Annotated in this window: 24 protein-coding genes; 1 reads left to right on the top strand and 23 read right to left on the bottom strand. The window is 49.8% G+C overall.

Translation table 11 applies throughout. The features are described from left to right. The 19 genes from ON072_RS15195 to mioC form a co-directional block, all read right to left on the bottom strand. Positions 1-483 (bottom strand): TnsA endonuclease N-terminal domain-containing protein (locus tag ON072_RS15195; protein WP_274626090.1); only part of this gene is annotated, 483 nt, incomplete at its 3' end. Positions 484-617: 134 nt separating this feature from the next. Continuing rightward, entirely contained in the window at positions 618-2,447 is a 1,830-nt protein-coding gene (gene glmS / locus ON072_RS15190) for a glutamine--fructose-6-phosphate transaminase (isomerizing) (protein ID WP_145840030.1), read from the bottom strand. 24 nt (positions 2,448-2,471) lie between these two features. Continuing rightward, the gene (locus tag ON072_RS15185) at positions 2,472-3,242 is read right to left on the bottom strand and encodes a DeoR/GlpR family DNA-binding transcription regulator (RefSeq protein WP_025011733.1); all 771 of its coding nucleotides are present in this window, start codon (positions 3,240-3,242) and stop codon (positions 2,472-2,474) included. Between the two features lie 231 nt (positions 3,243-3,473). Beyond that, on the bottom strand, positions 3,474-5,558 hold the full coding sequence (locus ON072_RS15180; RefSeq protein WP_044735593.1) for a TonB-dependent siderophore receptor: 2,085 nt from the start codon (positions 5,556-5,558) through the stop codon (positions 3,474-3,476). Between the two features lie 181 nt (positions 5,559-5,739). Further along, positions 5,740-7,104 (bottom strand): bifunctional UDP-N-acetylglucosamine diphosphorylase/glucosamine-1-phosphate N-acetyltransferase GlmU, encoded by a 1,365-nt coding sequence (glmU, locus tag ON072_RS15175; protein WP_071237024.1) that lies wholly within the window; start codon positions 7,102-7,104, stop codon positions 5,740-5,742. 147 nt (positions 7,105-7,251) lie between these two features. Continuing rightward, positions 7,252-7,680, bottom strand: a complete 429-nt coding sequence (locus tag ON072_RS15170) for a F0F1 ATP synthase subunit epsilon (RefSeq protein WP_025011732.1) — start codon at positions 7,678-7,680, stop codon at positions 7,252-7,254. 36 nt (positions 7,681-7,716) lie between these two features. After that, positions 7,717-9,105 (bottom strand): F0F1 ATP synthase subunit beta, encoded by a 1,389-nt coding sequence (gene atpD / locus ON072_RS15165; RefSeq protein ID WP_025889685.1) that lies wholly within the window; start codon positions 9,103-9,105, stop codon positions 7,717-7,719. A 35-nt stretch (positions 9,106-9,140) separates the two neighbouring features. Next, positions 9,141-10,001 (bottom strand): F0F1 ATP synthase subunit gamma, encoded by an 861-nt coding sequence (gene atpG / locus ON072_RS15160; protein ID WP_025889684.1) that lies wholly within the window; start codon positions 9,999-10,001, stop codon positions 9,141-9,143. 50 nt (positions 10,002-10,051) lie between these two features. Further along, positions 10,052-11,593: a F0F1 ATP synthase subunit alpha gene (atpA, locus tag ON072_RS15155; protein WP_025011731.1), complete on the bottom strand. Its 1,542-nt coding sequence runs from the start codon at positions 11,591-11,593 to the stop codon at positions 10,052-10,054. Positions 11,594-11,607: 14 nt separating this feature from the next. Next, positions 11,608-12,141, bottom strand: a complete 534-nt coding sequence (gene atpH / locus ON072_RS15150; protein ID WP_025011730.1) for a F0F1 ATP synthase subunit delta — start codon at positions 12,139-12,141, stop codon at positions 11,608-11,610. A gap of 15 nt (positions 12,142-12,156) precedes the next feature. Next, positions 12,157-12,627, bottom strand: a complete 471-nt coding sequence (atpF, locus tag ON072_RS15145; protein WP_028780952.1) for a F0F1 ATP synthase subunit B — start codon at positions 12,625-12,627, stop codon at positions 12,157-12,159. 37 nt (positions 12,628-12,664) lie between these two features. Beyond that, a complete protein-coding gene (atpE, locus tag ON072_RS15140; RefSeq protein WP_025011729.1) occupies positions 12,665-12,916 on the bottom strand; it encodes a F0F1 ATP synthase subunit C in 252 nt (83 codons plus the stop codon). Positions 12,917-12,981: 65 nt separating this feature from the next. Then, a complete protein-coding gene (gene atpB, locus ON072_RS15135) occupies positions 12,982-13,776 on the bottom strand; it encodes a F0F1 ATP synthase subunit A (protein WP_025011728.1) in 795 nt (264 codons plus the stop codon). 12 nt (positions 13,777-13,788) lie between these two features. After that, on the bottom strand, positions 13,789-14,172 hold the full coding sequence (locus tag ON072_RS15130; RefSeq protein WP_028780951.1) for an ATP synthase subunit I: 384 nt from the start codon (positions 14,170-14,172) through the stop codon (positions 13,789-13,791). 225 nt (positions 14,173-14,397) lie between these two features. Next, complete coding sequence (locus ON072_RS15125; RefSeq protein ID WP_274626089.1) at positions 14,398-15,279, bottom strand: ParB/RepB/Spo0J family partition protein; 882 nt, start codon at positions 15,277-15,279, stop codon at positions 14,398-14,400. A 10-nt stretch (positions 15,280-15,289) separates the two neighbouring features. Continuing rightward, positions 15,290-16,078 (bottom strand): ParA family protein, encoded by a 789-nt coding sequence (locus ON072_RS15120; protein ID WP_025889676.1) that lies wholly within the window; start codon positions 16,076-16,078, stop codon positions 15,290-15,292. Between the two features lie 86 nt (positions 16,079-16,164). Beyond that, positions 16,165-16,788 carry a 16S rRNA (guanine(527)-N(7))-methyltransferase RsmG gene (rsmG, locus tag ON072_RS15115; protein ID WP_025889675.1) on the bottom strand — a complete coding sequence of 208 codons (624 nt, stop codon included), beginning with the start codon at positions 16,786-16,788 and terminating at the stop codon, positions 16,165-16,167. A gap of 100 nt (positions 16,789-16,888) precedes the next feature. Beyond that, the gene (gene mnmG, locus ON072_RS15110) at positions 16,889-18,778 is read right to left on the bottom strand and encodes a tRNA uridine-5-carboxymethylaminomethyl(34) synthesis enzyme MnmG (protein ID WP_044735595.1); all 1,890 of its coding nucleotides are present in this window, start codon (positions 18,776-18,778) and stop codon (positions 16,889-16,891) included. A 450-nt stretch (positions 18,779-19,228) separates the two neighbouring features. Continuing rightward, positions 19,229-19,669: an FMN-binding protein MioC gene (gene mioC / locus ON072_RS15105; protein WP_107111420.1), complete on the bottom strand. Its 441-nt coding sequence runs from the start codon at positions 19,667-19,669 to the stop codon at positions 19,229-19,231. Positions 19,670-19,817: 148 nt separating this feature from the next. Here mioC and ON072_RS15100 point away from each other — a divergent pair, with 148 nt between their 5' ends. Then, positions 19,818-20,669 (top strand): endonuclease/exonuclease/phosphatase family protein, encoded by an 852-nt coding sequence (locus tag ON072_RS15100; RefSeq protein WP_261753211.1) that lies wholly within the window; start codon positions 19,818-19,820, stop codon positions 20,667-20,669. A 171-nt stretch (positions 20,670-20,840) separates the two neighbouring features. On the opposite strand, the gene ON072_RS21130 is transcribed toward ON072_RS15100, so the two are convergent. The 4 genes from ON072_RS21130 to mnmE form a co-directional block, all read right to left on the bottom strand. Further along, positions 20,841-21,308: a hypothetical protein gene (locus tag ON072_RS21130; protein WP_342656061.1), complete on the bottom strand. Its 468-nt coding sequence runs from the start codon at positions 21,306-21,308 to the stop codon at positions 20,841-20,843. Next, positions 21,274-22,104: a zeta toxin family protein gene (locus ON072_RS15090; RefSeq protein WP_144167256.1), complete on the bottom strand. Its 831-nt coding sequence runs from the start codon at positions 22,102-22,104 to the stop codon at positions 21,274-21,276. The genes ON072_RS21130 and ON072_RS15090 overlap by 35 nt, the downstream gene beginning before the upstream one ends. A gap of 82 nt (positions 22,105-22,186) precedes the next feature. Next, complete coding sequence (locus ON072_RS15085; RefSeq protein ID WP_186297232.1) at positions 22,187-22,687, bottom strand: hypothetical protein; 501 nt, start codon at positions 22,685-22,687, stop codon at positions 22,187-22,189. 877 nt (positions 22,688-23,564) lie between these two features. Then, positions 23,565-24,926, bottom strand: coding sequence for a tRNA uridine-5-carboxymethylaminomethyl(34) synthesis GTPase MnmE (gene mnmE, locus ON072_RS15080; protein ID WP_096142810.1), 1,362 nt, complete (start codon positions 24,924-24,926; stop codon positions 23,565-23,567). Positions 24,927-24,963 lie beyond the last annotated feature (37 nt).

The raw sequence follows: 24,963 nt of genomic DNA, 5'->3' as shown, positions 1-24,963 counted from the left end.
AGTCAGCAAATACCATGGCACTTCCTTTAACGCCCAGTACCGCCGTGCAAGTTCCAGTTTTTCGATGGTTCTAGGGTTTGAAAGATCTGAAGAGGTTTTTACCTGAATAGCCATTCTTGGAAGCTCAGGCTTATTAGTGTCCACTAGAAAATCCGTGGACATGACTTGAATTTGTCCTCGTACTTCGGGATGATGGATACGCGCTTGCACTGCAAGTTCAATGGTATCTTCTAGTCGGAGAGGATATTGCTCCCGGATATCAGTGACAGATGGATTCCAATCAAACAGAAAGAACGCTGCCAGCTCTAAGTCTGACAACAGATGGTGGGTTCGTTGAGTCTGAAATCCCCAGATACGGTGAGATCGTCCTGCAGAAGGCAGGTCTCTGACTGTCAGCCAGGGTTGGTAATCTTTTCCTGAACCCTGTCCGCGACCCTGTTTAACCCATTTCAGGGAACGAGAATCAAGGGATAAGCTGGTCAAGCTCCGTACCTCCGACATTTGCGAATAAAGTATACGGAGCCAAGTTACCAGCTTTATTTACTAGTTACCAACTATATTTAAAAGTAACCTACTTTATTTTAATCCCACACAGGCTTGAGCTTGATTCCGGCCAATTACTCCACAGTAACCGACTTGGCCAAGTTTCTTGGCTGATCCACATCAGTCCCTTTGATCAGGGCAACATGGTATGACAGCAACTGCAGCGGAATGGTGTAAATAAGCGGTGCCATAAACTCATCACAATGTGGCACAGGAATTACCTTCATGGTGTCATCGGATGCAAATTCAGCATCAACATCAGCAAACACATACATCAAGCCACCACGGGCACGCACTTCTTCCACATTGGACTTGAGCTTTTCAAGCAGTTCATTATTGGGTGCCACCACTATCACAGGCATGTCGGCATCGATCAGCGCCAATGGTCCATGTTTCAGCTCTCCGGATGCATAAGCCTCGGCATGAATATAGGAAATCTCCTTCAGCTTCAGCGCGCCTTCCATCGCTATGGGGTACTGATCGCCACGTCCCAGGAACAGGGCATGGCTCTTATCGGCAAAGTCTTCTGCCAACTCAGCAATGGCATCATCCAACCCCAGAGCCTGCTCCACTTTAGCCGGCATAGACTGCAGACTCTGGGCGATTGCCGCCTGCATTTCCACACTCATGCTGTTATAACGTCCCAGTGCCGCCGTCAGCATCAACAAACCGGCCAACTGCACGGTAAAAGCCTTGGTGGAAGCCACACCTATCTCGGCACCGGCTTTCATCATATATGCCATGTCGGACTCGCGAACCAGCGAGGACCCGGGGGCGTTACATATGGTCAAGGTTGCCTTGTACCCCATCTCTTTGGCCAAACGCATTGCCGCCAGGGTATCGGCCGTTTCACCGGATTGAGAAATGGTGACCAACAGGCTGTTGGGGAACAGATGCGACTTGCGGTAGCGGAATTCAGAGGCGATTTCCACATTACAGGAAACACCGGCCCAATCTTCCAGCCAATAACGTGCCGCCATACCGGCATGGTAACTGGTACCACAGGCAATGATCTGTACGTGTTTGATATCTTTGAGAAGCTCGTCTGCATTATCACCAAAGGCACTATCCAGCACCTGCTGTTGGGCAATTCGTCCTTCGAGAGTACGGGCCAGCGCCATTGGCTGCTCATAGATCTCTTTTAGCATATAGTGACGATACTCGCCCTTGTCACCGGCATCATGGGTGATTTCCGACTCTTTCTTTTCACGTATTACCGGGTTACCGTCCAGATCATAGATATGGACCTCACGGCGAGTCACTTCGGCAACATCGCCCTCTTCCAGGAAGGCAAAAGTACGGGTCACCGGCAGCAGCGCCAACTGATCCGAGGCGACGAAGTTTTCTCCCAGGCCAAAGCCTATTACCAATGGGCTGCCACTGCGGGCGACCACCAGCCGTTCAGGGTCACGGCGGTCGATGACCACAGTGCCATAGGCACCTTCCAGTTGTTTGACCGTGGCTTGTACCGCCGCCAGCAAGCCGGGGGCAGACTTAAGCTCATGGTCGACCAGATGACAAATAACTTCTGTATCTGTATCTGAGTTGAACTGATACCCCAAGCCCTTGAGCATCTCCCGCAATTTAGCGTGATTTTCAATAATGCCGTTGTGCACCACGGCTATGTCGCTGCCGGATTGATGTGGATGCGCGTTGCGCTCACTGGGCTCACCATGGGTCGCCCAACGGGTATGGGCGATACCTGTACCACCGGCCAAAGGAGCAGTTTGCAAAGCATCGGCCAACTCCTGCACCTTGCCAACTCTGCGGGTACGGGTCAGTTCACCTTGGTGAATGACAGCCACACCGGCCGAATCATAGCCACGATATTCCAGGCGTTTCAGCCCCTCTATCAAGATTTCAACTACATCCCGCTGCGCTACTGCGCCAACAATTCCACACATATCAATATCTGCTTAATTTAAAGTTTATGCTGTAAAAGGGGCTAAGATCAGCTTTACCCCTTGATTTGAAATACTTTCAGCGGCTGCATCAGGCAGCCTGTCATCTGTCACCAGGGTCGTGACCAACTCCCAGGGCAACTCAAGATTAGGAATTCTGCGACCCACCTTTTCCGATTCGAGCAACACCACCACATCCCTGGAGACTTCCGCCATCACCCGGCTGAGTCCAATCAACTCATTGAAAGTGGTGGTGCCTCGCTGCAAGTCAATGCCATCGGCACCGATAAAAAGCTGGTCAAAGTTGTAGGAACGCAATACTTGCTCAGCCACCTGTCCTTGAAAAGATTCGGAGTGGGGATCCCAAGTGCCCCCTGTCATCAAGAGTGTGGGCTCATTTTCCAATTCATGTATCGCATTGGCCAACTGCAGGGAGTTGGTCATAACCACCAGACCGCGCTTATCATTGAGCTCAGGAATAAGCCCCAAAGTGGTGCTGCCACAATCTATGATGATGCGGTTATGATCTTTGATAAGCCCGGCAGCGGCCTGAGCTATGGCCAACTTATTGCGGGAAGGCGGTTCAGATAAGGTTTGGGTCATCTCTTGAGGAACGACGACGGCGCCACCATAACGACGCAGCAGCAAACCGGTTTTCTCCAGGGCTGCCAAGTCTTTACGTATGGTCACTTCCGAAGTTTCAAACTTCAGCGCCAAGGCATCGACACTGACTTCACCCTGCTGCTGCAGCAGGGTAACTATGGCGTGACGCCTTTGTTGAGTGTTGCGTTTGGTCATTCCAGACTGAATAAGTTTCGATTCGAAAGGCGAATTATATAACTTCGAAACCTAAACGCAATTACTGAGTGAAAAAAGCCCGTTAGTAGTTCTGCCGATATACAGGCATGCCTTAAAGCCAGCCCGAGCCTGGGCGCGTCACAAGAAGCCGAAAGAATTAGATTTCATCCATAAAAAATGCCAGCCACTGGAGTGGCCGGCATTGCTGAATAGCATGATATCTATTGGCGATTAAAACTTGGCTTCAAGTGCCAGACTGAAATGGCGACCTTCACCGATAGTGACCATCTGGTAATCACCGCCATCCAGATAATCTTTATCGAACAAATTACGTATGTTGGCGCGAACACCCAACTCGGTACCGGCAATATCAAAGGTATAAGCTGCACCTATATCGAAACGTACATAACCGTCTTTGGTGATCTGATTGTTTTTATCAGCAAAGCGCTCACCGACATAAACGGCACCGAAGTTCAGAGCCAGTGCTTCAGTCATCTCATAACGGGTCCAAATATTGGCCGACCATTCAGGAGCATCTATAGGAGTCTTTCCATCCAGTTCATCTCCCGTCTTGTAAGTGGCATCCAGATACATCATGGAACCAGTCATAAACCACTTATCACTTAACTGCCCCTGAGCTCCCATCTCGAAACCCTTGTGATGCTGAGTCCCATCCTGACGGGTAATTTTGCTCTTATCACCTTGAGGGACATCCAAGCTGTGAGTGACAATCCTGTTGTCTATCTTAATATCAAACACAGCAGCGGTCAGCAACAAGCTATTGTCGAACAGCTCCCACTTGGTGCCCAATTCATACTGCTCACCATATTCGGGATCCAGTTCCATACCGTCATTAAGATCCAGTTCGTTATCAACACTTCCTTGAGGAACAAAGCTCTTGGAGTAGTTCAGGTAAATACTGCCATTATCCGTAGGCGAATAGATGATGCCAAACTTGGGAGACGTTGCGCTGTCGGTAACTCCGTCTTCTTTTTGCTCGTCATAGCGTATACCTGCGAGCAGTTTCCACTGTTCGTTCAAGCTGATTAAATCCTGAATGTAGACGCCATAGAAGTCATATTCACTAGGGTCACCCTTGGCCACAGAGTGATAATCAAGATCCGGCTTGGCAGGTAGGCCTGTACCAGGAATTACGGTTATGGAGCCGCCGCGGTCGCGACGTTGTTGATAGAAGTAGTCCAGATAATTGGCACCTATCAGCAACTGATGCTCGATACTGCCTGTATTGAAATGACCACTGAAATCCACATATGCAGTCTTGTGCTGCCAATCATCATAACGATCGAAAGGTCTGATGCTATAGCCATCCGTCATCGCATTTTCATTATAAGACGGAGCAGAATCCAAGCGCTGACGCTGGAACTTCTGGTGGTTATATCCCAGCTTCACATTCCAGTCATCGTTGAGATGCCAAACCAAATCGGCTCCCATGTTCTGTACCTTATTATCGGTAAATGCCCAAGGCATATCCCAGATAATGTCTCTGCCACCGATAAGCTCACCTTTTTTATTCAACCAGCCACCCACATCAATCCCGGTCTTATCTTGGGTGTGGTCATATTTCAACGCCAAGGTAATATCGTCGCTGAGATCAAACTCCAGGTTTAAATAGCCCAGCCAACGATCTCTTTCCTGATTTTCACCATCCTGATATTCGCGCCAATATTGGGTGTCCTGCTTAACCAACACTGTGCGATAACGTATGGTTTGAGCTTCGTTTAGGCTACCACCGGCATCCAGCTGAAAGCGGGTAGAGCCATTGTCATCGGTATCAAACCCCAGGTTAAACAGAGTGTCGTAGGTCGGCTTCTTGGTCACCATATTAACCAAGCCACCAGGGCCTGACTGGCCGTAGAGCATACTGGATGGACCTTTGAGTACTTCTACCTGCTGCAGGGTTTCAATAGGTTGTACATAGTGCGACCACTGTTGATGACCATTGATCAAGTAGCCCGATCCAGAGTCCAGTTCAAACCCCCGAATAGAGAAAACCTGCCTGTTCCAACGCTGTGTACCCGCTGTGACCGAAGAATCATTTACCAATACTTCAGCTAGGTTCGTTGCCAGCTGTTCATCGGTGACAAAGTCGGGGATAACGGTAACGGATTGAGGTGTATCCATCAGATTGATATCACCACGCATCGCGCCTGAGGCGACGCCGGTCTTATAATCATTGAAGCTACGGCCGGTAACACTGATGCGTTCAATATCTTCTGGCGCTTGCTCTGCTGCCAGTGGCATTGAAGAGATAGCAGCAACCACTGCCATACCTACACAGGAAAACTTAAACCTCATAATCACCTCATTCTCGATGCCGGACCGGCAATCTGTTCTATTTTTGCCAGCAAATATAAATGAGAAGAATTAGTATTTAAGTTTCTTTACGGATATTTACAATTAAATATGATTGACTTCAAACCCATTCGCGGGTTTGTGAGATAGAAAGCACCCAGGTGGGTGCTTTCATTTAAGGGAATTACTTCTTTTGCTTTTGTGGACGCTTCCAGTCCTTGATATGTTTCTGCTTGACCCTGGTAATAACCAGTTCATCAGCGCCGACATCACGGGTTACAGTGGAACCGGCTCCCAGTGTGGCTCCCTTGCCGATAGTGACAGGAGCAACCAGTTGAGTGTCGCTACCAACAAACACTTCATCTTCAATAACGGTCAGATGTTTGTTGGCGCCATCATAATTGCAGGTAATGGTACCGGCCCCTATGTTTACCCCTTGGCCAATTTGTGCATCTCCGAGGTAAGCCAGATGCCCAGCCTTGGAGCCCACACCGAGTACGGCTTTCTTCATCTCAACAAAATTGCCTATATGGGCATCTTGCTTGAGTTCAGCGCCCGGACGCAGACGAGCAAACGGGCCGGCACTGGCGCCATCACCCAACTTGGCGCCCTCTACTATGCTGTAAGGCTTAATCTCGGCGTTGTCGGCAATCTCACAATCGATAAGGATAGCCCCGGCGCCAACAGTCACGTTATTACCCAGCACCACTTTACCTTCGAAGATCACATTAACATCTATCATCACATCCATGCCGACGGTCACTTCACCGCGAACATCTATGCGTGCCGGATCTCTTAAGTTGGCACCATCCAACATCAAGGCTTCAGCACAGCGCTGCTGATAAGCACGTTCCAACGCCGCCAACTGCACCCTGTTATTGGCGCCTTCGGTCTCTATGGAATTAACTGGATGAGCCGTGTCTATGGCCACACCATCGGCGTGAGCCATGGCGATCACATCGGTAAGATAAAACTCGCCCTGAGCATTGTTGTTTTCCAAGCGTCCGAGCCAGTTTTTCAATTGTTTGCCCGGCAATGCCATGATGCCGCTGTTGATCTCATTAATCTTGAGTTGCTCGGCAGTAGCATCTTTTTGTTCGACTATGCCAACCACCTTGCCATGCTCGCGCACCATACGGCCATAGCCGCTTGGGTCATCCAGATGCACTGTCAGTACGGCTACGCCATCGTTTTGCCTGGCAGCAAGCAGGGCTTCCAGAGTTTCCTTGCGGGTGAGGGGAACGTCACCATAGAGCACCAATACAGTGTCATTGTCATCTATCTGGGGAATCGCCTGGGCTACCGCGTGGCCAGTGCCAAGTTGTTCAGCCTGCAGCACAAAGTTAAGCGGTTGCTCGCCCAGTTCCGTCATCAGCTTGTCGCCGCCATAACCGTAAACCAGATTGATCTTGTCGGCATTAAGTGAATGAGCCGTATCAATCACATGCTGCACCATGGGCTTATGGGCAACCTTATGCAGGACTTTAGGCAAATCGGAACGCATCCGGGTCCCTTTCCCGGCGGCGAGAATTACAACATTCAATGACATGGGAGATTCCTTTTCTATAGGCTGGCGCAAGTGTACCGGAATCACAGTAAAAATGCAGCGCTCATGCAGCTTGCAAAGCTGCTTGAAGCAAGCAGGAGTAACAAACACAAAAAAGGCGCCCTGAGGCGCCTTTTTTCAGCAGTGCTGTTATCTGGCAATGTTCTTCTTGATGGTCTCAACGACCCGCAACTGAGCCACGGCCTTAGCCAGTTCAATTGCTGCCGCAGCATAATCGAAGTCAGCACCGGCATCGGCCATGTGGGCCTCAGCACGACGCTTGGCTTCTACTGCAGCCTGCTCGTCAATCTCATCGGCACGCATTACAACATCAGCCAATACGGACACGGAATTGGGTTGAACTTCCAGTAAACCACCTGAAAGGTAAAACACCTCTTCCTGACCATTTTGTTTGACGATGCGCGCCATGCCAGGTTTGATATTGGTCAGCAGCGGAGTGTGACCAGGCATAATACCCAGTTCACCCTCAGAACCTGTTACCTGTAAATGGGCAACAAGGCCTGAGAAGATTTTGCTCTCTGCACTGACGATATCAAGCTGTACTGTCATGGCTGCCATCCCGTTCTCCTTACCAAACTATGCAATATTGCCTAGTTATTTCTTATTGGCTTTCTCAACGGCTTCGTCGATTGAACCAACCATGTAGAACGCTTGCTCTGGCAGGTGATCGAACTCACCGTCCAGAATTCCCTTGAAGCCACGGATGGTTTCTTTCAGGGGCACGTACTTACCTGGAGAACCGGTAAAGACTTCAGCTACGTGGAATGGCTGAGACAGGAAACGCTCGATCTTACGGGCGCGGGATACTGTCATCTTGTCATCATCTGACAACTCGTCCATACCCAGAATAGCGATGATGTCTTTCAGCTCTTTGTAACGCTGCAGAACTGTCTGTACACCGTTTGCCACGTCATAGTGCTCTTGGCCAACAACCTGTGGATCCAGCTGACGAGAGGTGGAATCCAGTGGGTCAACCGCTGGGTAGATACCCAGAGAAGCGATTTGACGAGACAGTACCACGGTCGCATCCAAGTGGGCGAAGGTAGTTGCAGGGCTTGGGTCAGTCAAGTCATCCGCAGGTACGTATACCGCTTGTACCGAAGTGATAGAACCCACTTTGGTAGAAGTAATACGTTCTTGCAGAACACCCATCTCTTCAGCCAGTGTTGGCTGATAACCCACAGCTGAAGGCATACGACCCAGCAGTGCCGATACTTCGGTACCAGCCAGGGTGTAACGGTAGATGTTGTCAACGAACAACAGTACGTCACGACCTTCGTCACGGAACTTCTCGGCCATAGTCAGACCGGTCAGAGCAACACGCAGACGGTTACCTGGTGGCTCGTTCATCTGACCGTACACCATGGCTACCTTGTCCAGTACGCCTGAGTCTTTCATCTCGTAGTAGAAGTCGTTACCTTCACGGGTACGCTCACCTACACCGGCGAATACTGACAGACCTGAGTGGGCTTTAGCGATGTTGTTGATCAGTTCCATCATGTTAACTGTCTTACCAACACCCGCACCACCGAACAGACCTACTTTACCACCCTTGGCGAACGGACATACCAGGTCAATAACCTTGATGCCGGTTTCCAGCAATTCAGTGGTGTTAGATTGCTCTTCATAAGAAGGAGCATCACGGTGGATGATATAACGCTCATCTTCACCGATAGCGCCCGCTTCATCCACAGGCTCACCCAGAACGTTCATGATACGGCCAAGGGTCGCAGCCCCAACCGGAACGGAAATTGGTGAACCAGAGTTTTCTACCTCGATACCACGACGCAGACCATCGGAAGAACCCATGGCGATGGTACGAACTACACCACCACCCAGCTGTTGCTGAACTTCCAGCACCAAGCCTTTACAGGCGCCTTCGCCTGTGATCTTCAGAGCGTCATATACCTGAGGTACGGCATCTTGTGGAAACTCAACGTCCACAACCGCGCCAATCACTTGGACAACAGTACCTGTGCTCATGATTAATCCTCTAAAACTTGTATTCGTTACCCAGCCTAAACCGCGGCTGCACCTGACACAATTTCCGACAGCTCTTGCGTAATCGCCGCCTGACGGGCCTTGTTGTATACCAGTTGCAGATCATCGATCAGCGTGCCGGCGTTGTCTGTTGCTGCCTTCATGGCCACCATACGGGCAGCCTGCTCGGAAGCAATGTTTTCAACGACACCCTGATACACCTGAGACTCCACATAACGAACCAAAAGCTTGTCCAACAAGACCTTTGGATCTGGCTCATAGATGTAGTCCCAGCGATGCGCTACGTCATCTTCGTCTGATTTAGGCAAAGGTAGCAGCTGCTCGATCACAGGAGTCTGCGTCATGGTATTAACAAACTTGTTGAATACCACATACAGACGATCCAGCTTGCCTTCGTTGTAAGCCTGGAGCATTACCCGCACAGTACCAATCAGGTCAGCGAGCTTGGGAGCATCACCTAAACCTGAAGCATGGGCCTGTACCTTGCCACCAAAGCTCTTGAAAAACTGAACACTGCGAGCACCGATAGGGCAGAATTCAACTTCTACACCTTGCTCTTTCCAGCTTTTCACGTCTGCGACAACCTTTTTGAACAGGTTGACGTTCAGACCACCACAAAGGCCACGGTCGGTTGCCACTACTATGTAACCAACCCGCTTGGGTTCTCTCACCTCCAGGTAGGGGTGTTTGTACTCCAGAGAACCTTGAGCGACGTGACCGATCACCTTACGCATGCTCTCCGCATATGGACGGCTTGCAGCCATGCGGTCCTGCGCCTTACGCATTTTGCTGGCTGCCACCATTTCCATGGCGGACGTGATCTTCTGAGTGTTTTTCACACTCGCGATCTTGGTTTTAATCTCTTTAGCGCCGGCCATCTCTACTCTCCAATCTGGACCTGAGGTGCCTTATGACACCTCGCATGTATTTACCAGGTTTGGGTTGCCACGAACTTGTCGAGACCAGCCTTCAGCTCAGCTTCGATTTCGGCATTGTAATCGCCGCTATCGTTGATCAGCTTCATCAGCTCAGCATGCTCGCCGTTCATGAAAGAGAGCAGAGCGGCTTCGAAGTCACCGATCTTCTTCAGCTCAATACCTTTCAGGTAGCCTTTTTCAGCTGCAAAAATAGATACAGCTTGGTCAGCTACGCTCATAGGAGCGTATTGCTTTTGCTTCATCAGTTCGGTTACACGCTCACCGTGCTCCAGCTGGGCACGAGTTGCATCGTCAAGGTCAGACGCAAACTGTGAGAACGCAGCAAGCTCTCGATACTGTGCCAGAGCAGTACGGATACCGCCGGACAGTTTCTTGATGATCTTGGTCTGAGCCGCACCACCTACACGAGAAACAGAGATACCTGGGTTAACCGCTGGACGCAGGCCAGAGTTGAACAGGTCAGTTTCAAGGAAGATCTGACCGTCGGTAATAGAAATTACGTTGGTCGGTACGAACGCAGATACGTCACCTGCCTGGGTTTCAATAATTGGCAGAGCGGTCAAAGAACCCGTCTTGCCTTTTACTTCACCATTGGTGAACTTCTCAACGTACTCTTCGTTCACGCGGGAAGCACGTTCCAGCAGACGAGAGTGCAGATAGAATACGTCACCAGGGTAAGCTTCACGGCCTGGTGGACGCTTCAGCAGCAGGGAGATCTGACGGTAAGCAACAGCCTGCTTGGACAGGTCATCGTAAACGATCAGAGCATCTTCACCGCGGTCACGGAAATATTCACCCATGGTACAACCAGAGTATGGTGCCAGGTACTGCAGGGCAGCTGCTTCAGAAGCAGTAGCAACCACAACAATAGTGTTGGCCAGAGCACCGTGCTCTTCCAGCTTGCGTACTACGTTGGCAATAGTAGAAGCCTTCTGGCCTACTGCAACGTACACACACTTGATGCCGGAATCTTTCTGGTTGATGATGGCGTCGATAGCCATCGCAGTTTTACCGGTTTGACGGTCACCGATGATCAGCTCACGCTGACCACGACCGATAGGGATCATGGCATCAACCGCTTTATAACCGGTTTGCACCGGTTGAGATACGGATTGACGCTCAATAACACCAGGAGCAATCATTTCAACAGGTGCAAAACCATCGTTGTCGATTGGTCCTTTACCGTCGATTGGCTCACCCAGGGTGTTAACAACACGTCCCAGCAGACCACGACCCACTGGAACTTCCAGAATACGGCCAGTGGTTTTAACTTTTACGCCCTCAGCCAGATCGGCATAAGGACCCATAACTACGGCACCTACAGAATCACGTTCAAGGTTCAACGCGATTGCATAACGGTTGCCAGGCAGTTCGATCATCTCACCCTGCATTACATCGGCCAGGCCGTGAATGCGGATGATGCCGTCACTGACCGAAACGATAGTACCTTCGTTGCGGGCTTCACTGACGACTTCGAACTGCTCGATCCGCTGCTTAATCAGATCGCTGATTTCAGTGGAATTCAGTTGCATGCTCAAACTCCCAATTACGACTGCAGCTTATCAGACAGGCGGTTCAATTTACCGCGGATGGATCCGTCTATAACCAGATCCCCTGCCTTGATAATTACACCGGCGATAAGCTCGGCGTTGACGCTGCAATTCAGCTTAACTTTGCGTGCGAGACGTTTCTCTAAAGAAACACTGATCTGCTGTTGCTGCTCAGAGCTAAGCTCAGTAGCAGACACCACGCTGGCTTCGATTTCCTTAGCCCATTCGTGGCGAAACTCAGCATAGAGCTGAGATACAGCAGGCAGTACCTCCAAGCGACCGTTTTCAGCCATTACCTTGATCAGATTTTGACCGTGCTCATCAATTTGCTCGCCACAGATATTGATAAAGAGTGCAGCTAGCTTATTGCTGGACATAGATCCAGCCAGCAGTGGCTTCATGGATTCGTTTTCACTCACCATTGCCGCGAAATCGAGCATTTCTGCCCAGTTTTCTACTGCTTGATGTTCAACAGCAAAGTCAAAAGCTGCCTTAGCGTAAGGGCGAGCAATGGTGGTTAACTCAGCCATAACTCAACTCCCTTATCAAATTTCAGCAACTAGTTTATTAACTATGTCGCTTTGGGCGGCTTCATCAATCGAACGCTCGAGGATCTTCTCTGCACCAGTGATGGCAAGAGTAGCAACCTGCTTACGCAGTTCCTCTTTCACGCGATTACGTTCAGCTTCAATTTCTGCTTTACCCTGAGCAATGATTTTCGCACGCTCAGCGTCTGCTTCAGCTTTGGCTTCGTCAATAATCTGAGCCTTGCGCTTGTTGGCAGACTCAATGATTTCGTTGGCTGTAGCCTTGGCGTCTTTCAGTTGGTCAGTCGCTTTCGCTTGAGCCAACTCCAGGTCTTTTGCTGCACGGTCAGCGTCAGCAAGACCATCAGCAATCCTTTTCTGGCGCGCTTCGATGGCATTCATCAAAGGGGGCCATACAAACTTCATGCAGAACCACACGAAGATAATAAAGGCGACCGTCTGACCGATTAGGGTAGCGTTGATATTCACAACAGCCTCCTATTTAGAGTTAAGACAGAAGCGTTTATTACAGCATTGCACCCAGTGGGTTAGTAAACAGCATGTAAAGTGCAATACCTACACCGATCATGGTTACGGCGTCGAGCAGACCCGCCACGATGAACATCTTAACTTGCAGCATAGGAGCCATTTCTGGTTGACGCGCAGCGCCTTCCAGGAACTTACCACCCAAAAGGCCGAAACCGATAGCGGTACCCAGTGCACCCAAACCAATGAGCAGAGCAACAGCAATTGCAGTAAAGCCCAGAATCGTTTCCATCTGTATCTCCAGTATCTAAATCTATGTTAGTTGATGATTTAGTTAAAAAATTTCTTCAGCAGTCCTTAATGATCTTCATGAGCCATGCTTAGGTAAACGATAGTCAGCATCATGAAAATAAACGCTTGCAGCGTGATAACCAGAATATGGAAGATCAGCCAGCCCAGTTGCAGAGTCACACCCAGAGCGGCAATCGCCAAGTTGGCACCATACATCAGCGCAATAAGGATGAAGATCAACTCACCTGCATACAAGTTACCAAAAAGACGTAGCCCCAATGAAATGGGCTTAGCTATCAAGGTAACTATTTCGAGCAGGAAGTTGACGGGTATCATTGCCCAATGGTTGAAGGGCTGTAGCGTCAGTTCTTTCGCAAAACCTGACACACCTTTGACCTTGATGCTGTAGTAAATAATCAGCACAAACACGCCCAACGCGAGGCTGAAAGTGATGTTAAGGTCAGTAGTCGGTACTATTTTCAGATAAGGCACACCAGCCAAAGAGGCCGCATGTGGTACCCAGTCAACGGGCACCATATCCATGAGGTTCATCATGAATACCCACATGAAAATAGTCAGAGCAAGAGGTGCTATCAAGGCATTGCGACCATGGAATGTATCTTTAACGCTGTTGTCGACAAACTCGACGATCATTTCGATAAAGCATTGAAGCTTACCGGGAACGCCAGAAGTTGCCTTTTTGCCAACGCTGCGGAACAACCACAGAAACAGCACGCCAAGACCAACCGAAAAGAGCAATGAATCAACGTGCCATGTCCAGAAACCTTCACCAACGGTAAGGTTGGTAAGGTGATGCTGGATATAGCCCTGCGGTGTTAATGCTTCACCAGATGCAGCCATGATTCATCCCACTTAACTTTGCTTGAAGTACAAAGGAGCTGCCCAATGCACTACCAACGCCAGTACATAGCAAACAAAAAGGGGCATAAATGCGACCTTTAAATTGATAAATACCAGCGAAAACAATGCTATTGTTAACAGCAACTTTACCGCTTCCCCCCAGTAAAAGCCTTTGAGAACTTTACCGGCAGCGCTTGCTCCCATATGGGAAAAAGCCAGGGTCGCGAATACAAAATTAGGGAGCACAGCTATGGCAGTTCCTGCCAGAGCAGAATAGCCAAACTGGGCTCCCCACACGGCGAAAAAGATAATTGAAGCACCCCCAGCTATCGCCGCCTGCATCATCACCAACTTATAGGCTGACCAACGGCCACGACGCGCTAAAACCTTACTCAATCATTCTTCTCCGCATTACTACTTTTTGTTTCGATGACCGGACTACAAATATCCGTATGGAGTCGAGGTACAAAAAGCTTGCGAAAGTATACCTTTTCAAGTCTTCTTTGCAACTTTGAGATAAGTAAAAACCTCACCTTTTAACGTGATACAGACCCAAATTCGTATAAATGCAATATTAACAAACGTCACAAATTTACACTAAAAAGCGTTAACCACGTTTTTTTAATGGATTTTGGCAAGAATACCGTCTAATTCAGCCAGATTTTGATAGTTAATTACAATTTTTCCCTTTCCCTTACTACCGTGGGAAATGGAAACTTTTGCGCCTAACCTCTCAATTAACTGACTCTCCAGACGGGCAACATCGGTATCTTTTACAGGCTTTTCGGCCTCTTTGGCAGGATTTAAGACCTTATTTACCAATCGTTCGGTTTCACGAACGGTCAATTCCTTTGCCACCACCAATCGTGCAACAGAAGTTTGCTCTTCACCTTGCAAGGCCAGCAAGGCTCGGGCATGGCCCATTTCGATATCACCATACTCCAACAACCGCTTTACCGGTTCATTCAGACCATTGAGCCGCAGCAGGTTCGAAACGGTAGCCCGGGATTTTCCCACAGCATCAGCTATTTGTTGGTGAGTGAGATCAAATTCTTCGATCAAGCGGTTAAGCGCAACGGCCTCTTCCATGGCATTGAGGTCTTCCCGCTGAATATTTTCAATCAGGGCAATAGCCACAGCAGCCTCGTCGGCAACCTGTTTGACTATGCAGGGCACCTTGTCCAGCTTGGCAATTTGCGCCGCGCACCAGCGACGTTCACCGGCGATGATTTCGTATTTGTCATCGCTGATCTTACGCACCACAATGGGTTGAATGACTCCCTGAGCCTTGATGGATTCGGCCAGCTCTTCCAGAGCCTCGGGCGACATGTCTTTACGGGGTTGATACTTGCCGGGCTGCAGCAGATCCACATCCAGGGTAAGCAGAGTTTCGCCGGCATCAACCTTGGATTGCTCGGCATCATCACGCTTCTTGCTCGCCGCATGGCTGGTACTCAAAAGTGCGTCCAGGCCCTTGCCCAGCCCCCGTTTTTTCGGTGTCATGCTCATTCCTTTATGCCTGTTTCGCTTGCTGGTTCTGTTCGGAGCGTCGAATAATTTCGCCGGCTAAAGCCAGATAAGCCTTGGCGCCGGCGCTGCTCTTGTCATAGTACATCGCCGGTGCGCCAAAACTCGGCGCCTCGGCCAAGCGAATATTTCTTGGGATAACAGTGCGGTAAACCTTGTCACCGAAATGCTGTTTCAGCTGATCGGAAACATCGTTGGCCAGGCGGTTTCGGGGATCGTACATGGTTCTCAGTATTCCCTCGATCCCGAGCTTGGGATTAACCATGGCCGCCAACTTGGAAATGGTATCCATCAGGGCGGTCAAGCCTTCCAGGGCATAGTACTCACACTGCATGGGAACCAGTACTGAGTCGGCCGCCGACATGGCGTTTACTGTCAACATATTCAGCGAAGGAGGGCAGTCGATAAAGATGAAGTCGTACTCATCCTGTACTTTTGCCAAGGCATTGCGCAGGCGAATCTCTCTGGCAAAGAACTCCATCAATTTGATTTCGGCGGCAGTCACATCACCGTTGGCGGCAACGAGATCGTATTTCCCGGCTGTGTTACGCACAACGACTTCGTCAAAACTCTTTTCTTCCACCAGCAACTCGTAGGCGGTGTTTTCAACTTCGTACTTGTCGACACCACTCCCCATGGTGGCATTGCCCTGGGGATCCAGATCGATCAATAGCACCCGCCGCTTGGTTGCCGCCAAAGAGGCTGCCAAATTAACACAAGTTGTTGTTTTTCCAACGCCACCTTTCTGGTTGGCTACGGCAATAATTCTCGCCACACTGTCACCTTGTCTGTCAATTTTGTTATTGATGCCCGGTTCCGTTTGCATCAAGTTGCTTGATACGCCAGCCAATTGCAAGGCATTCAAACCTGGGGAGCTATGATCAGCAGATGTCTCTGTTCATCCAATTTAGGAACCTTGAGTTCGATGGATTCCCTGATGCTGTATCCCTCAGGGATCCCGGTCAACTCATCAGGGTTCAACTGCCCTTTAAGGGCATAGAATACCCCATTTTGCGCCGGCAAATGCTGACACCAGCTTAACATGTCTGCCACTGAGGCAAAGGCGCGACTGAGCACCCCATCAAACCCTTGTGGATCCTGAAAGGCTTCCACCCGGCTCTCAACCGACTGTATATTTTTTAATTTGAGTTCAATCTGAACCTGTTTTTGAAAACGGATCCGCTTGCCCAGGCTATCGAGCAGCACAAATTCTTTATCCGGATTCAAAATCGCCAGCGGAATACCGGGTAACCCAGGGCCAGTACCCACATCAATAAAACGCTGCCCCTTGAGATGAGGGGAGACGACCAGGCTATCCATGATATGCCGGATAAGCATCTGCTCAGGATCGCGCACCGAGGTCAGGTTATAGGCCTTGTTCCATTTGTTGAGCATGGCAACAAAACCGAGCAGTTGTTGCTGCTGTTCATCCGATACATTGAGGCCAGTCTCTGCCAGATATGTTTTTAACTGTGCTGCAAGCACGGGTATTCTCCCCAGAAAAATACTGCGGGGCTATTATGCGGCCCCAAAACGGCCAAGGGAAGCATCCACTGCTTCCCCGGCTCTGGAATAGTTCACGGTATCAGGCCGAGCGGCGCAGTAATCCCCGTTTTTTCAGATGCACAAGCAAAATGGAGATGGCTGCCGGAGTTACCCCCGAGATCCTGGAAGCCTGGCCTATGGTTTCCGGTTTATGGGCATTGAGTTTGGCGATCACTTCATTGGACAAGCCCGGCACTTCGTTGTAATCGAGCTCCAGCGGCAGGCCGGTATTTTCGTTGCGCTGCGCTTTGGCGATCTCTTCCTGCTGACGCTGAATATAACCGGCATATTTAACCTGGATCTGCACCTGTTCAGCGGCTTGACGATCCTCAAGACCCGGTCCAAAGCCTTCGATCCCCATAAGCTTGTCATAATCCAACTCAGGGCGCCGCAGCAACTCTTCAAACGAAGCTTCACGAGATATTGGCGTATTGAGATGCGGATTCAGCGCTTCAACCAGAGGTGAATTCACATGGATCCATTGACTGCGCAGGCGTTGCAGCTCAGATTCAATCGCCTCAACCTTGGCAGAGAACTTGGCCCAGCGTTGATCGTCAACCAAGCCCAACTCGCGACCTTTCTCGGTCAGGCGCAGGTCAGCATTATCTTCACGCAGCAGCAAGCGGTATTCGGCGCGACTGGTGAACATGCGATAGGGCTCTTTGGTGCCCAGAGTCGAGAGGTCGTCCACCAACACACCGAGATAAGCCTGATCACGTCTAGGTGCCCAGGCGTCTTTGCCTTGTACCTGCAAAGCTGCATTCATGCCCGCCAGCAAACCTTGAGCTCCGGCTTCTTCATAACCTGTGGTGCCATTGATCTGACCGGCAAAGAACAGTCCATCTATGGTTTTGGTTTCCAGCGAATTTTTCAGATCTCGAGGATCAAAGTAATCATATTCGATGGCATAGCCAGGACGCATGATCTCGGCATTTTCCATCCCCTTGATCGAACGGACCAAGGCAATTTGTACATCGAATGGCAAACTAGTGGAGATACCATTGGGGTATAACTCATTGGTATTGAGCCCCTCGGGTTCAATAAAGATCTGGTGAGAACTCTTGTCGGCAAAGCGATGGATCTTGTCTTCAATCGATGGACAGTATCTCGGACCTATACCTTCGATAACCCCTGAATACATGGGGCTTCGATCCAAGCCACCACGAATGATTTCATGGGTTTTCTCATTGGTATGAGTGATATAGCAAGAAATTTGCTGTGGATGCTGACTCACATCTCCGATAAAAGACATCACGGGAAGAGGGTTATCCCCCTGCTGTTCAGTCATCTGTTGGAAGTCGACGCTGCGGGCATCGATACGCGGTGGCGTACCTGTCTTAAGGCGGCCAACCCGAATAGGCAACTCCCTGAGTCTGTGGGCCAGGGCGATCGCCGGAGGATCACCGGCACGACCACCACTGTAGTTTTCCAGACCTATGTGGATCTTGCCACCGAGGAAAGTGCCGGCAGTCAACACCACGGCAGGTGCTTCAAAAGCCAGCCCCATTTGGGTGACAACCCCTATGACTCTGTTGTTTTCAACAACCAGATCGTCAACAGCCTGTTGAAAGATCCTTAAGTTAGGTTGGTTTTGTAATATCTGTTGGATCTTTTGCCGATACAAGGCTCGATCCGCTTGGGCTCTGGTAGCTCTTACCGCTGGACCCTTACTTGAATTCAGGGTTCTGAATTGGATCCCGGCATAGTCAGTTGCTGTTGCCATGGCACCACCCAAGGCATCTATCTCTTTAACCAAGTGCCCTTTACCTATACCCCCTATAGCCGGGTTACAGGACATCTGACCCAAAGTGTCAATATTGTGGGTCAGGAGTAGGGTATTGACACCCATTCTGGCAGCAGCCAATGCGGCTTCAGTTCCGGCATGACCACCACCTACAACAATTACATCAAACCGTTCATGAAAACGCATAGATTTACCTTTGGCTGGGTAAGGGATGAAAAAGGAATATCAGCCGATCATTTTAGCATCTGTAATGATGCAGGTGAATGCTCTATTTTGTGCTCTTGGATCGCAGGGGATCAGGCTTATAGATCTTAAGATCTTTATATAGATCTTCTTATTGTGTTTACTATTAGGATCGCACTTTGCTGTGGGTAAGGATTATTGCTTATTAAAAACAACAGCTTAAATTGAAGTGATCCTGTGATCTGTTGGCGATCTATCTCCATTAAAGCTGGGGATAGATCGCGATCTTATCCACAAGGTGGATCTGGGCCGTATCGAGGATCTGATTCATACAAAGATTGATCAGATCAAAATAAAGTATTATCCACAGAGTTATGTTTTTTAGACTTAATCTGTGGGTAAGTTAGATCTAAATTGTGAGTACTTGATGCTTTATTCAGGTTGAAAAGCATTTTATAACTCGGGCAGCCAGTCGTCGAGCCATGCCAATGCTGGATCTTCCGGTACGGGATCGTACTGAACATCGATCTGGATCTTATCCACATAGGGCTTGGCTCCCTTGGCGCTCAGTTGCTGTAGCAGCTTTTCCGGGCCTTGGCAGAAAGTGTCATAACTCGAGTCGCCGATTGCACATAAAGCATACCGACAGTCCTGCAGGTTTTGGTTTGACTGGAGTAATTCCTGATAGAAGGGCAGCAAATTATCCGGAAGATCGCCGGCCCCATGGGTGGAGGAAACGATCAACCAAAGGGCTTTGGGATCCAGTTGCTCCAACTGTGGGGTTAAGTAAAGGCTTGTCTGGTGGCCGTTTTGTTCAAGCTTATTGATGAGTTCTTCGGCGACATATTCGGCTCCTCCCAAGGTGGTTCCAACTAATACTTCGACTTTCGCCATGATAATCCTCTCTGTATGTAGCGCCTGGCGCCTTGATTTAATCGGCCCATATTAATCCAATTTGCGGTGACAGACAGCCTTGGGTAACCTGAGTTTGAGCACTATTGCATTGATCCTGTTGTAGGCTTTTTCTGCGCTTGAGGCTGATATGAAACTGAAGTGGTTGCTGATCTTCCCGTTGCTTTCTTTGCTGGTGATACTCGGGGGATGGCATTGGTTGTTTACCGTACCGGCAAATGTTCAACTGCAATCTGATAGGGTTGATTCCAATACCGGCGCGGCCTGTATCCAAACGCCAACGGCAAAGGCGCTGGATAAGAATGGTGAGTTTGGCGTGTTGATCTGGAATATTCAGAAGCAGCAAAACGGCCTGTGGCGTTCTCGTCTCGATGATTTTACAACAGGCAGGCAGTTGGTGCTGCTGCAGGAAGCCAGTCTGGATCCCGGCATGTATCTTTATTTGAGTGCTGCGCAGTGGTTTTGGCGTTTCGCCAATGCTTTCAGTGTATTGGATACCCCGGCTGGAGTGATGAATCTGTCACGCAGCGCTGCCTTGAGCAGTTGTGGCTACCGTACTCTTGAGCCCTGGTTGCGGTTGCCCAAGACGGCCTTGGTTGCCGAATATCCTTTGTCTGATGGCTCATTATTGACTGTGGTCAATGTCCATGGAATTAACTTCAGTGTCGGTATCGAAGAATATCGGCAGCAACTTAAGTCTTTGACTGAAGCCCTGGCTGAGGAAAGAGTCGTGGGGCCTATTATTCTGGCGGGTGATTTCAATACCTGGAGTGAGGAACGCAGTATGCTGCTGGCCGCCTTCGCTTCCTCTTTGGGATTGAATGAGGCTCATTTTGGCGAGGATAACAGGGTAAGAGTTCTGGGGTATCCTTTGGATCATCTCTTTTATCGAGGATTGAAACCCAAAGAGCTGTATGTGCCGGAAACAGATGTGTCGGATCACAATCCTATGGTCGCCAGCTTTGTGATTGCCGAGCGCTAGGCCCTAAGGAAGGTGCGAACAAGTCCCATGCGTGCTCTGCGTCGGCTTACGGGCATGGATGCAAGGCGTGGTTCGCAGCAAATGGCCTTAGTCCTTTGTAAGAAGCACAACACAGCAGGCAGGCCTGTAAGCCACGCCCTTCGGGGCTTACACAGCAACCGGCTCTCTGCGTTATCCGACTTTGACAGGCCCCGGCATGCCTTCAGTCAGATGCCTTGAACGCCAATTGCTGTGTAAGCCAGAGTACCGCGAGGACTTATTCGCACCTTCCCTAAGTAACTCATGTTTCCCTGACATCTGCTCCTCCAAAAAAGGGTCTGTGACCGAAGTAGCGGAAGTCAGCATTCCTAACGGAGGGCCTTGATAGATTATCTTTCCGCCATGTTTTCCGGCTCCCGGGCCCATTTCTATTACGTGGTCGGCATTGGCTATCATCTCGAGATTATGCTCGACGATTATCACAGTTTTTCCTTGATCTGCGAGTAAGGTAAACAGCTCGAGCAGGCGCTCGACATCGGCCATATGCAGACCGGAGGTGGGTTCATCAAAGACATAAATGCCTCCGCTTCGTTCCAGTTCTGCTGCCAGTTTGAGTCTCTGCCTTTCACCTCCGGATAAAGTGGACAGCCGCTGACCTATCTGTATGTAGCCGAGTCCTACCTGAATCAGGCGTGTCAGTGCATTTACTATTTTCGTCTGGTGCTGGCTTCCCCGCTGTATCCCGAACCTTGGCAGGTTTCACACATAGACTCAATAGTTTCAAGAAACGCAAGATCTGTGCGTACAACACCTCGTCCTTTACATGCAGGGCAAGCCCCGGCTGCATTGTTCCTGAATAGGCCGACAGCTTTGCCACTCTGCCTGGCGAAATGGCGACGGATATCGTCCAGGATACCGAGATAGCTGGCAGGGTTAAACGGGAGGATGCGCGAAGTTCGTCTTGATCAATCACCACCACGTCTGCATAAAGGCGGGGCAATATCCTATTGGCTAACGTTGATTTCCCCGAGCCGGCGACACCGGCAACCACAGTTACGACCCCGAGGGGAATATCGACCGACAGATCATGAACATTGAACATAGACTGATGCTCAAGCTTGAGCCAACCTGAGTTTTTACGCTGTGATACTCTTGGAGAACTTTTTCGGCGCAAGCCTTGGCCTGTCATGGTATCTGCTTGTTTGAGCCCTATAAAAGGGCCTTGATAAACTACCTGACCACCCGCTTCTCCGGCCCCAGGGCCCATATCGATAACATGATCGGCAATGGCAATTACATCTGGGTCATGTTCAACTATGAGGACACTATTTCCCTTATTCCGCAGGCGAGTGAGTAAATTGGCGAGTTGACGGACATCGCGGGCATGCAGCCCGACGCTGGGTTCATCAAAGACATATGCAATATCGCTAAGACTACTGCCAAGATGGCGGATCATCTTGATCCGCTGAGACTCACCACCTGACAGGCCTGATGTCTCTATTTAAATTAAATTTGTTGTTTGGGTGTGGGTACGCCTGCTACTGATATTCTGCCTTCCACAAAGTCAAAGGTTCGGCAGAGCACCATTGCCAGAATTTCTTCTCCACCAAGTCACTTGCCGCGACAGCATCCCGCCCCTCAAACAAGCGCCAATTTTCTTCTGCAGATTTCAGGGCATACTGTCTCAAGTGACCTGTGACCCTCTCGAAATCGGATGGCTCGAGAAGAAATATGCTACCATCCCTGTAAGACTCCCAAGGTATCTGATCTTTAGGTTGTCGTTGATGATTCTGGAAGAACGCCTCGCTGTAAATGCTGGCTGAACCACCCGCAGAGACACAGTCGTCCCAACGTTGGCAGCGAAAGAAAAACTCGTCCTCAGCCTCAGCAGTGCCTGTTAGTTCTCTATAGGGGCAAGCTGTTTCCCAAGGCTTATCTATATTGGCCTCGGCCACGCCTTGGCGCGCAAGCTCTATCTCATGGGGCTTGGGGAACCTGTCCATCAGCAATTGCGCTGGTTCGCCACTCTCGTTTGCCATCAAAATGGAAGGAGTTCCTATAAGGAACATACAGAGTGTAACGCTGGCGCAAGCTGAATTTGAAATCGATGGCATCAAGTGAAATGACATTTTACCTCCCTGAAGAACTAAGTTATTTATCCCTAAACAGGAATAGGCCGTTTATAACTATGGCCTTTATCTTTACTTGTGCTGGTTACTTACGAGCACTGGCCTTTAAAGCAGTCTTGTTGTAATCGTTCAAGCCACCGGCCTCGGCAGTGCTCTGCCTCAGGGTTTGTTGATTTGGCTGCAATGGCAATTAGAGCAACAATTTCGATATACCAAGTCATACCGTGAACGTAAAATTTTCGTGGTATATAGCTTCAACCCCTTGAAGCAATTGATAGTCATTTTGCGGTCATTATTGGATCAATCCTTCGATGATTCAATTGCTCCTGAGAATAAAATTGCTCAGGAATTACACCCTGAAAGATTAGGTGATTGGTATGGCGACCTCAATTGAATTAACCCTTTAAGGTTGTTTTCGGTAAATATGTTGGAGATGTATTTTCACAGTATGCGGTGAAAATTTCAGTTTGACGATTTAGGTGAAAGTAATCAATGAAGCTAGCTGAACGCTTGGTTCGATTCTCAAATCTATGCTTCTGAGATTGCCACTCAACCAGTCGTTTACTCTTAATGGTTTCGGCGAGAAGCATATGTTCTTTATTGTGTTGGCGCTGGGTAGGTGTTTGGGGGCGTCGTGATAGACTCCACTTGGGCCCCAATCAGTGCGAGTAGCATGTCATGGGGCCCAACTGGGGACTAGATTTGGCAACAAACGGAAAATGACGAACTAATAAAATCAGTGGGTTATCTGCTATCGTTTGCTGTTGTTTTCCGTTATTTGCCCACTTTATTTCCCGATACAGAAACTGGAAAAAATTCTTCCCAGTAAATCATCAGAGGTAAATTGGCCTGTGATCTCGGCCAGAGCCTGTTGAGTCATGCGCAGTTCTTCGGCCAGCAGCTCACCTGCCTGATAGACTTCCAGCTGTACTTTGCCCTGCTGCAGATGTTCACCGGCGACTTCCAAGGCTTCCAGGTGACGGCGACGGGCGATAAAACCGCCTTCCAGGTTACTTTGATAGCCCATCAGGTTCTTGAGGTGCTGTTTCAGCGCATCGACCCCGAGCCCGGTTTTGGCTGAGATCCTAAAGACGTCATAGCCTTTCTCTTCGCTGGGACTCAGTGACTCACCGGTCAGATCCGCCTTATTACGTACCACAGTGACGCCGAGGTTTTCCGGCAGGCGATCAATAAAGTCCGGCCAGATTTCATGGGGATCAATCGCTTGGGTTTCTGTGCCATCTACCATAAACAGCACTCTGTCGGCGGTGGCGATTTCGGCCCAGGCTCTTTCTATCCCTATCTGTTCCACTGTGTCAGTGGTGTCGCGCAGGCCGGCTGTGTCTATGACATGCAGTGGCATGCCATCCAAGTGGATATGCTCCCGCAATACATCCCTTGTGGTGCCGGCTATTTCGGTGACAATCGCCGACTCTTTTCCCGCCAGGGCGTTGAGCAGACTGGACTTACCGGCGTTGGGGCGGCCGGCTATCACTACTTTCATCCCTTCGCGGATGATGGCGCCCTGTTTGGCACTGGCCTGTACCAAGTCCAGTTTATCTATGATGCGATAAAGGGCATTGGCAATCTTACCGTCGGAGAGGAAATCCACCTCTTCATCGGGAAAGTCGATGGCGGCCTCGACATAAAGACGCAGATTGGTAACCTGTTCCACCAACTCATGCACTTCGCGGGAAAACTCGCCCTGAAGTGATTGCAGCGCGCTCTTGGCGGCCTGTTCACTGGTGGCATCGATAAGATCGGCAATCGCTTCTGCCTGGGTCAGATCCAGCTTGTCATTCATGAAGGCCTGTTCGCTGAACTCCCCAGGGCGTGCCAAGCGGATCCCCTCGACTTCGAGGACTCGCTTAATCAGCATGTCCATGACGATTTGACCACCATGGCCCTGAAGTTCCAGTACGTCTTCACCGGTAAAAGAATTCGGGCCTTTGAAAAACAGGGCGATCCCCTGATCCAGCACTTCTCCATGACTTCCCTTGAAATCACAGTAATCGGCATATCTTGGCTTGGGCTGGTGGCCCAGCAATGCCTGTGCAACGGCTTGGGCCTTGGGCCCCGAGACTCTGACTATGCCTACACCACCGCGGCCTGGAGCGGTGGCCTGTGCCACGATAGTATCTGTTGTCACTGCATTAACCCTTGAAAACGTATTTATAAAAGCAAAA

Source organism: Shewanella sp. K8, from assembly GCF_028823715.1.
Lineage (GTDB): Bacteria > Pseudomonadota > Gammaproteobacteria > Enterobacterales > Shewanellaceae > Shewanella > Shewanella algae.
The sequence above is the reverse complement of the archived record's forward strand: the minus strand, read 5'-3'. Positions and strand labels throughout refer to the sequence as shown.

Excerpts from the sequence above, each read along its gene's own strand:
- glmS (WP_145840030.1), bottom strand. The coding sequence starts at position 2,447 with ATGTGTGGAATTGTTGGCGCAGTAGCGCAGCGGGATGTAGTTGAAATC.
- ON072_RS15185 (WP_025011733.1), bottom strand. The coding sequence starts at position 3,242 with ATGACCAAACGCAACACTCAACAAAGGCGTCACGCCATAGTTACCCTG.
- ON072_RS15180 (WP_044735593.1), bottom strand. The coding sequence starts at position 5,558 with ATGAGGTTTAAGTTTTCCTGTGTAGGTATGGCAGTGGTTGCTGCTATC.
- glmU (WP_071237024.1), bottom strand. The coding sequence starts at position 7,104 with ATGTCATTGAATGTTGTAATTCTCGCCGCCGGGAAAGGGACCCGGATG.
- ON072_RS15170 (WP_025011732.1), bottom strand. The coding sequence starts at position 7,680 with ATGGCAGCCATGACAGTACAGCTTGATATCGTCAGTGCAGAGAGCAAA.
- atpD (WP_025889685.1), bottom strand. The coding sequence starts at position 9,105 with ATGAGCACAGGTACTGTTGTCCAAGTGATTGGCGCGGTTGTGGACGTT.
- atpG (WP_025889684.1), bottom strand. The coding sequence starts at position 10,001 with ATGGCCGGCGCTAAAGAGATTAAAACCAAGATCGCGAGTGTGAAAAAC.
- atpA (WP_025011731.1), bottom strand. The coding sequence starts at position 11,593 with ATGCAACTGAATTCCACTGAAATCAGCGATCTGATTAAGCAGCGGATC.
- atpH (WP_025011730.1), bottom strand. The coding sequence starts at position 12,141 with ATGGCTGAGTTAACCACCATTGCTCGCCCTTACGCTAAGGCAGCTTTT.
- atpE (WP_025011729.1), bottom strand. The coding sequence starts at position 12,916 with ATGGAAACGATTCTGGGCTTTACTGCAATTGCTGTTGCTCTGCTCATT.
- atpB (WP_025011728.1), bottom strand. The coding sequence starts at position 13,776 with ATGGCTGCATCTGGTGAAGCATTAACACCGCAGGGCTATATCCAGCAT.
- ON072_RS15125 (WP_274626089.1), bottom strand. The coding sequence starts at position 15,279 with ATGACACCGAAAAAACGGGGGCTGGGCAAGGGCCTGGACGCACTTTTG.
- mnmG (WP_044735595.1), bottom strand. The coding sequence starts at position 18,778 with ATGCGTTTTCATGAACGGTTTGATGTAATTGTTGTAGGTGGTGGTCAT.
- mioC (WP_107111420.1), bottom strand. The coding sequence starts at position 19,669 with ATGGCGAAAGTCGAAGTATTAGTTGGAACCACCTTGGGAGGAGCCGAA.
- ON072_RS15100 (WP_261753211.1), top strand. The coding sequence starts at position 19,818 with ATGAAACTGAAGTGGTTGCTGATCTTCCCGTTGCTTTCTTTGCTGGTG.
- ON072_RS15090 (WP_144167256.1), bottom strand. The coding sequence starts at position 22,104 with ATGATCCGCCATCTTGGCAGTAGTCTTAGCGATATTGCATATGTCTTT.
- ON072_RS15085 (WP_186297232.1), bottom strand. The coding sequence starts at position 22,687 with ATGGCAAACGAGAGTGGCGAACCAGCGCAATTGCTGATGGACAGGTTC.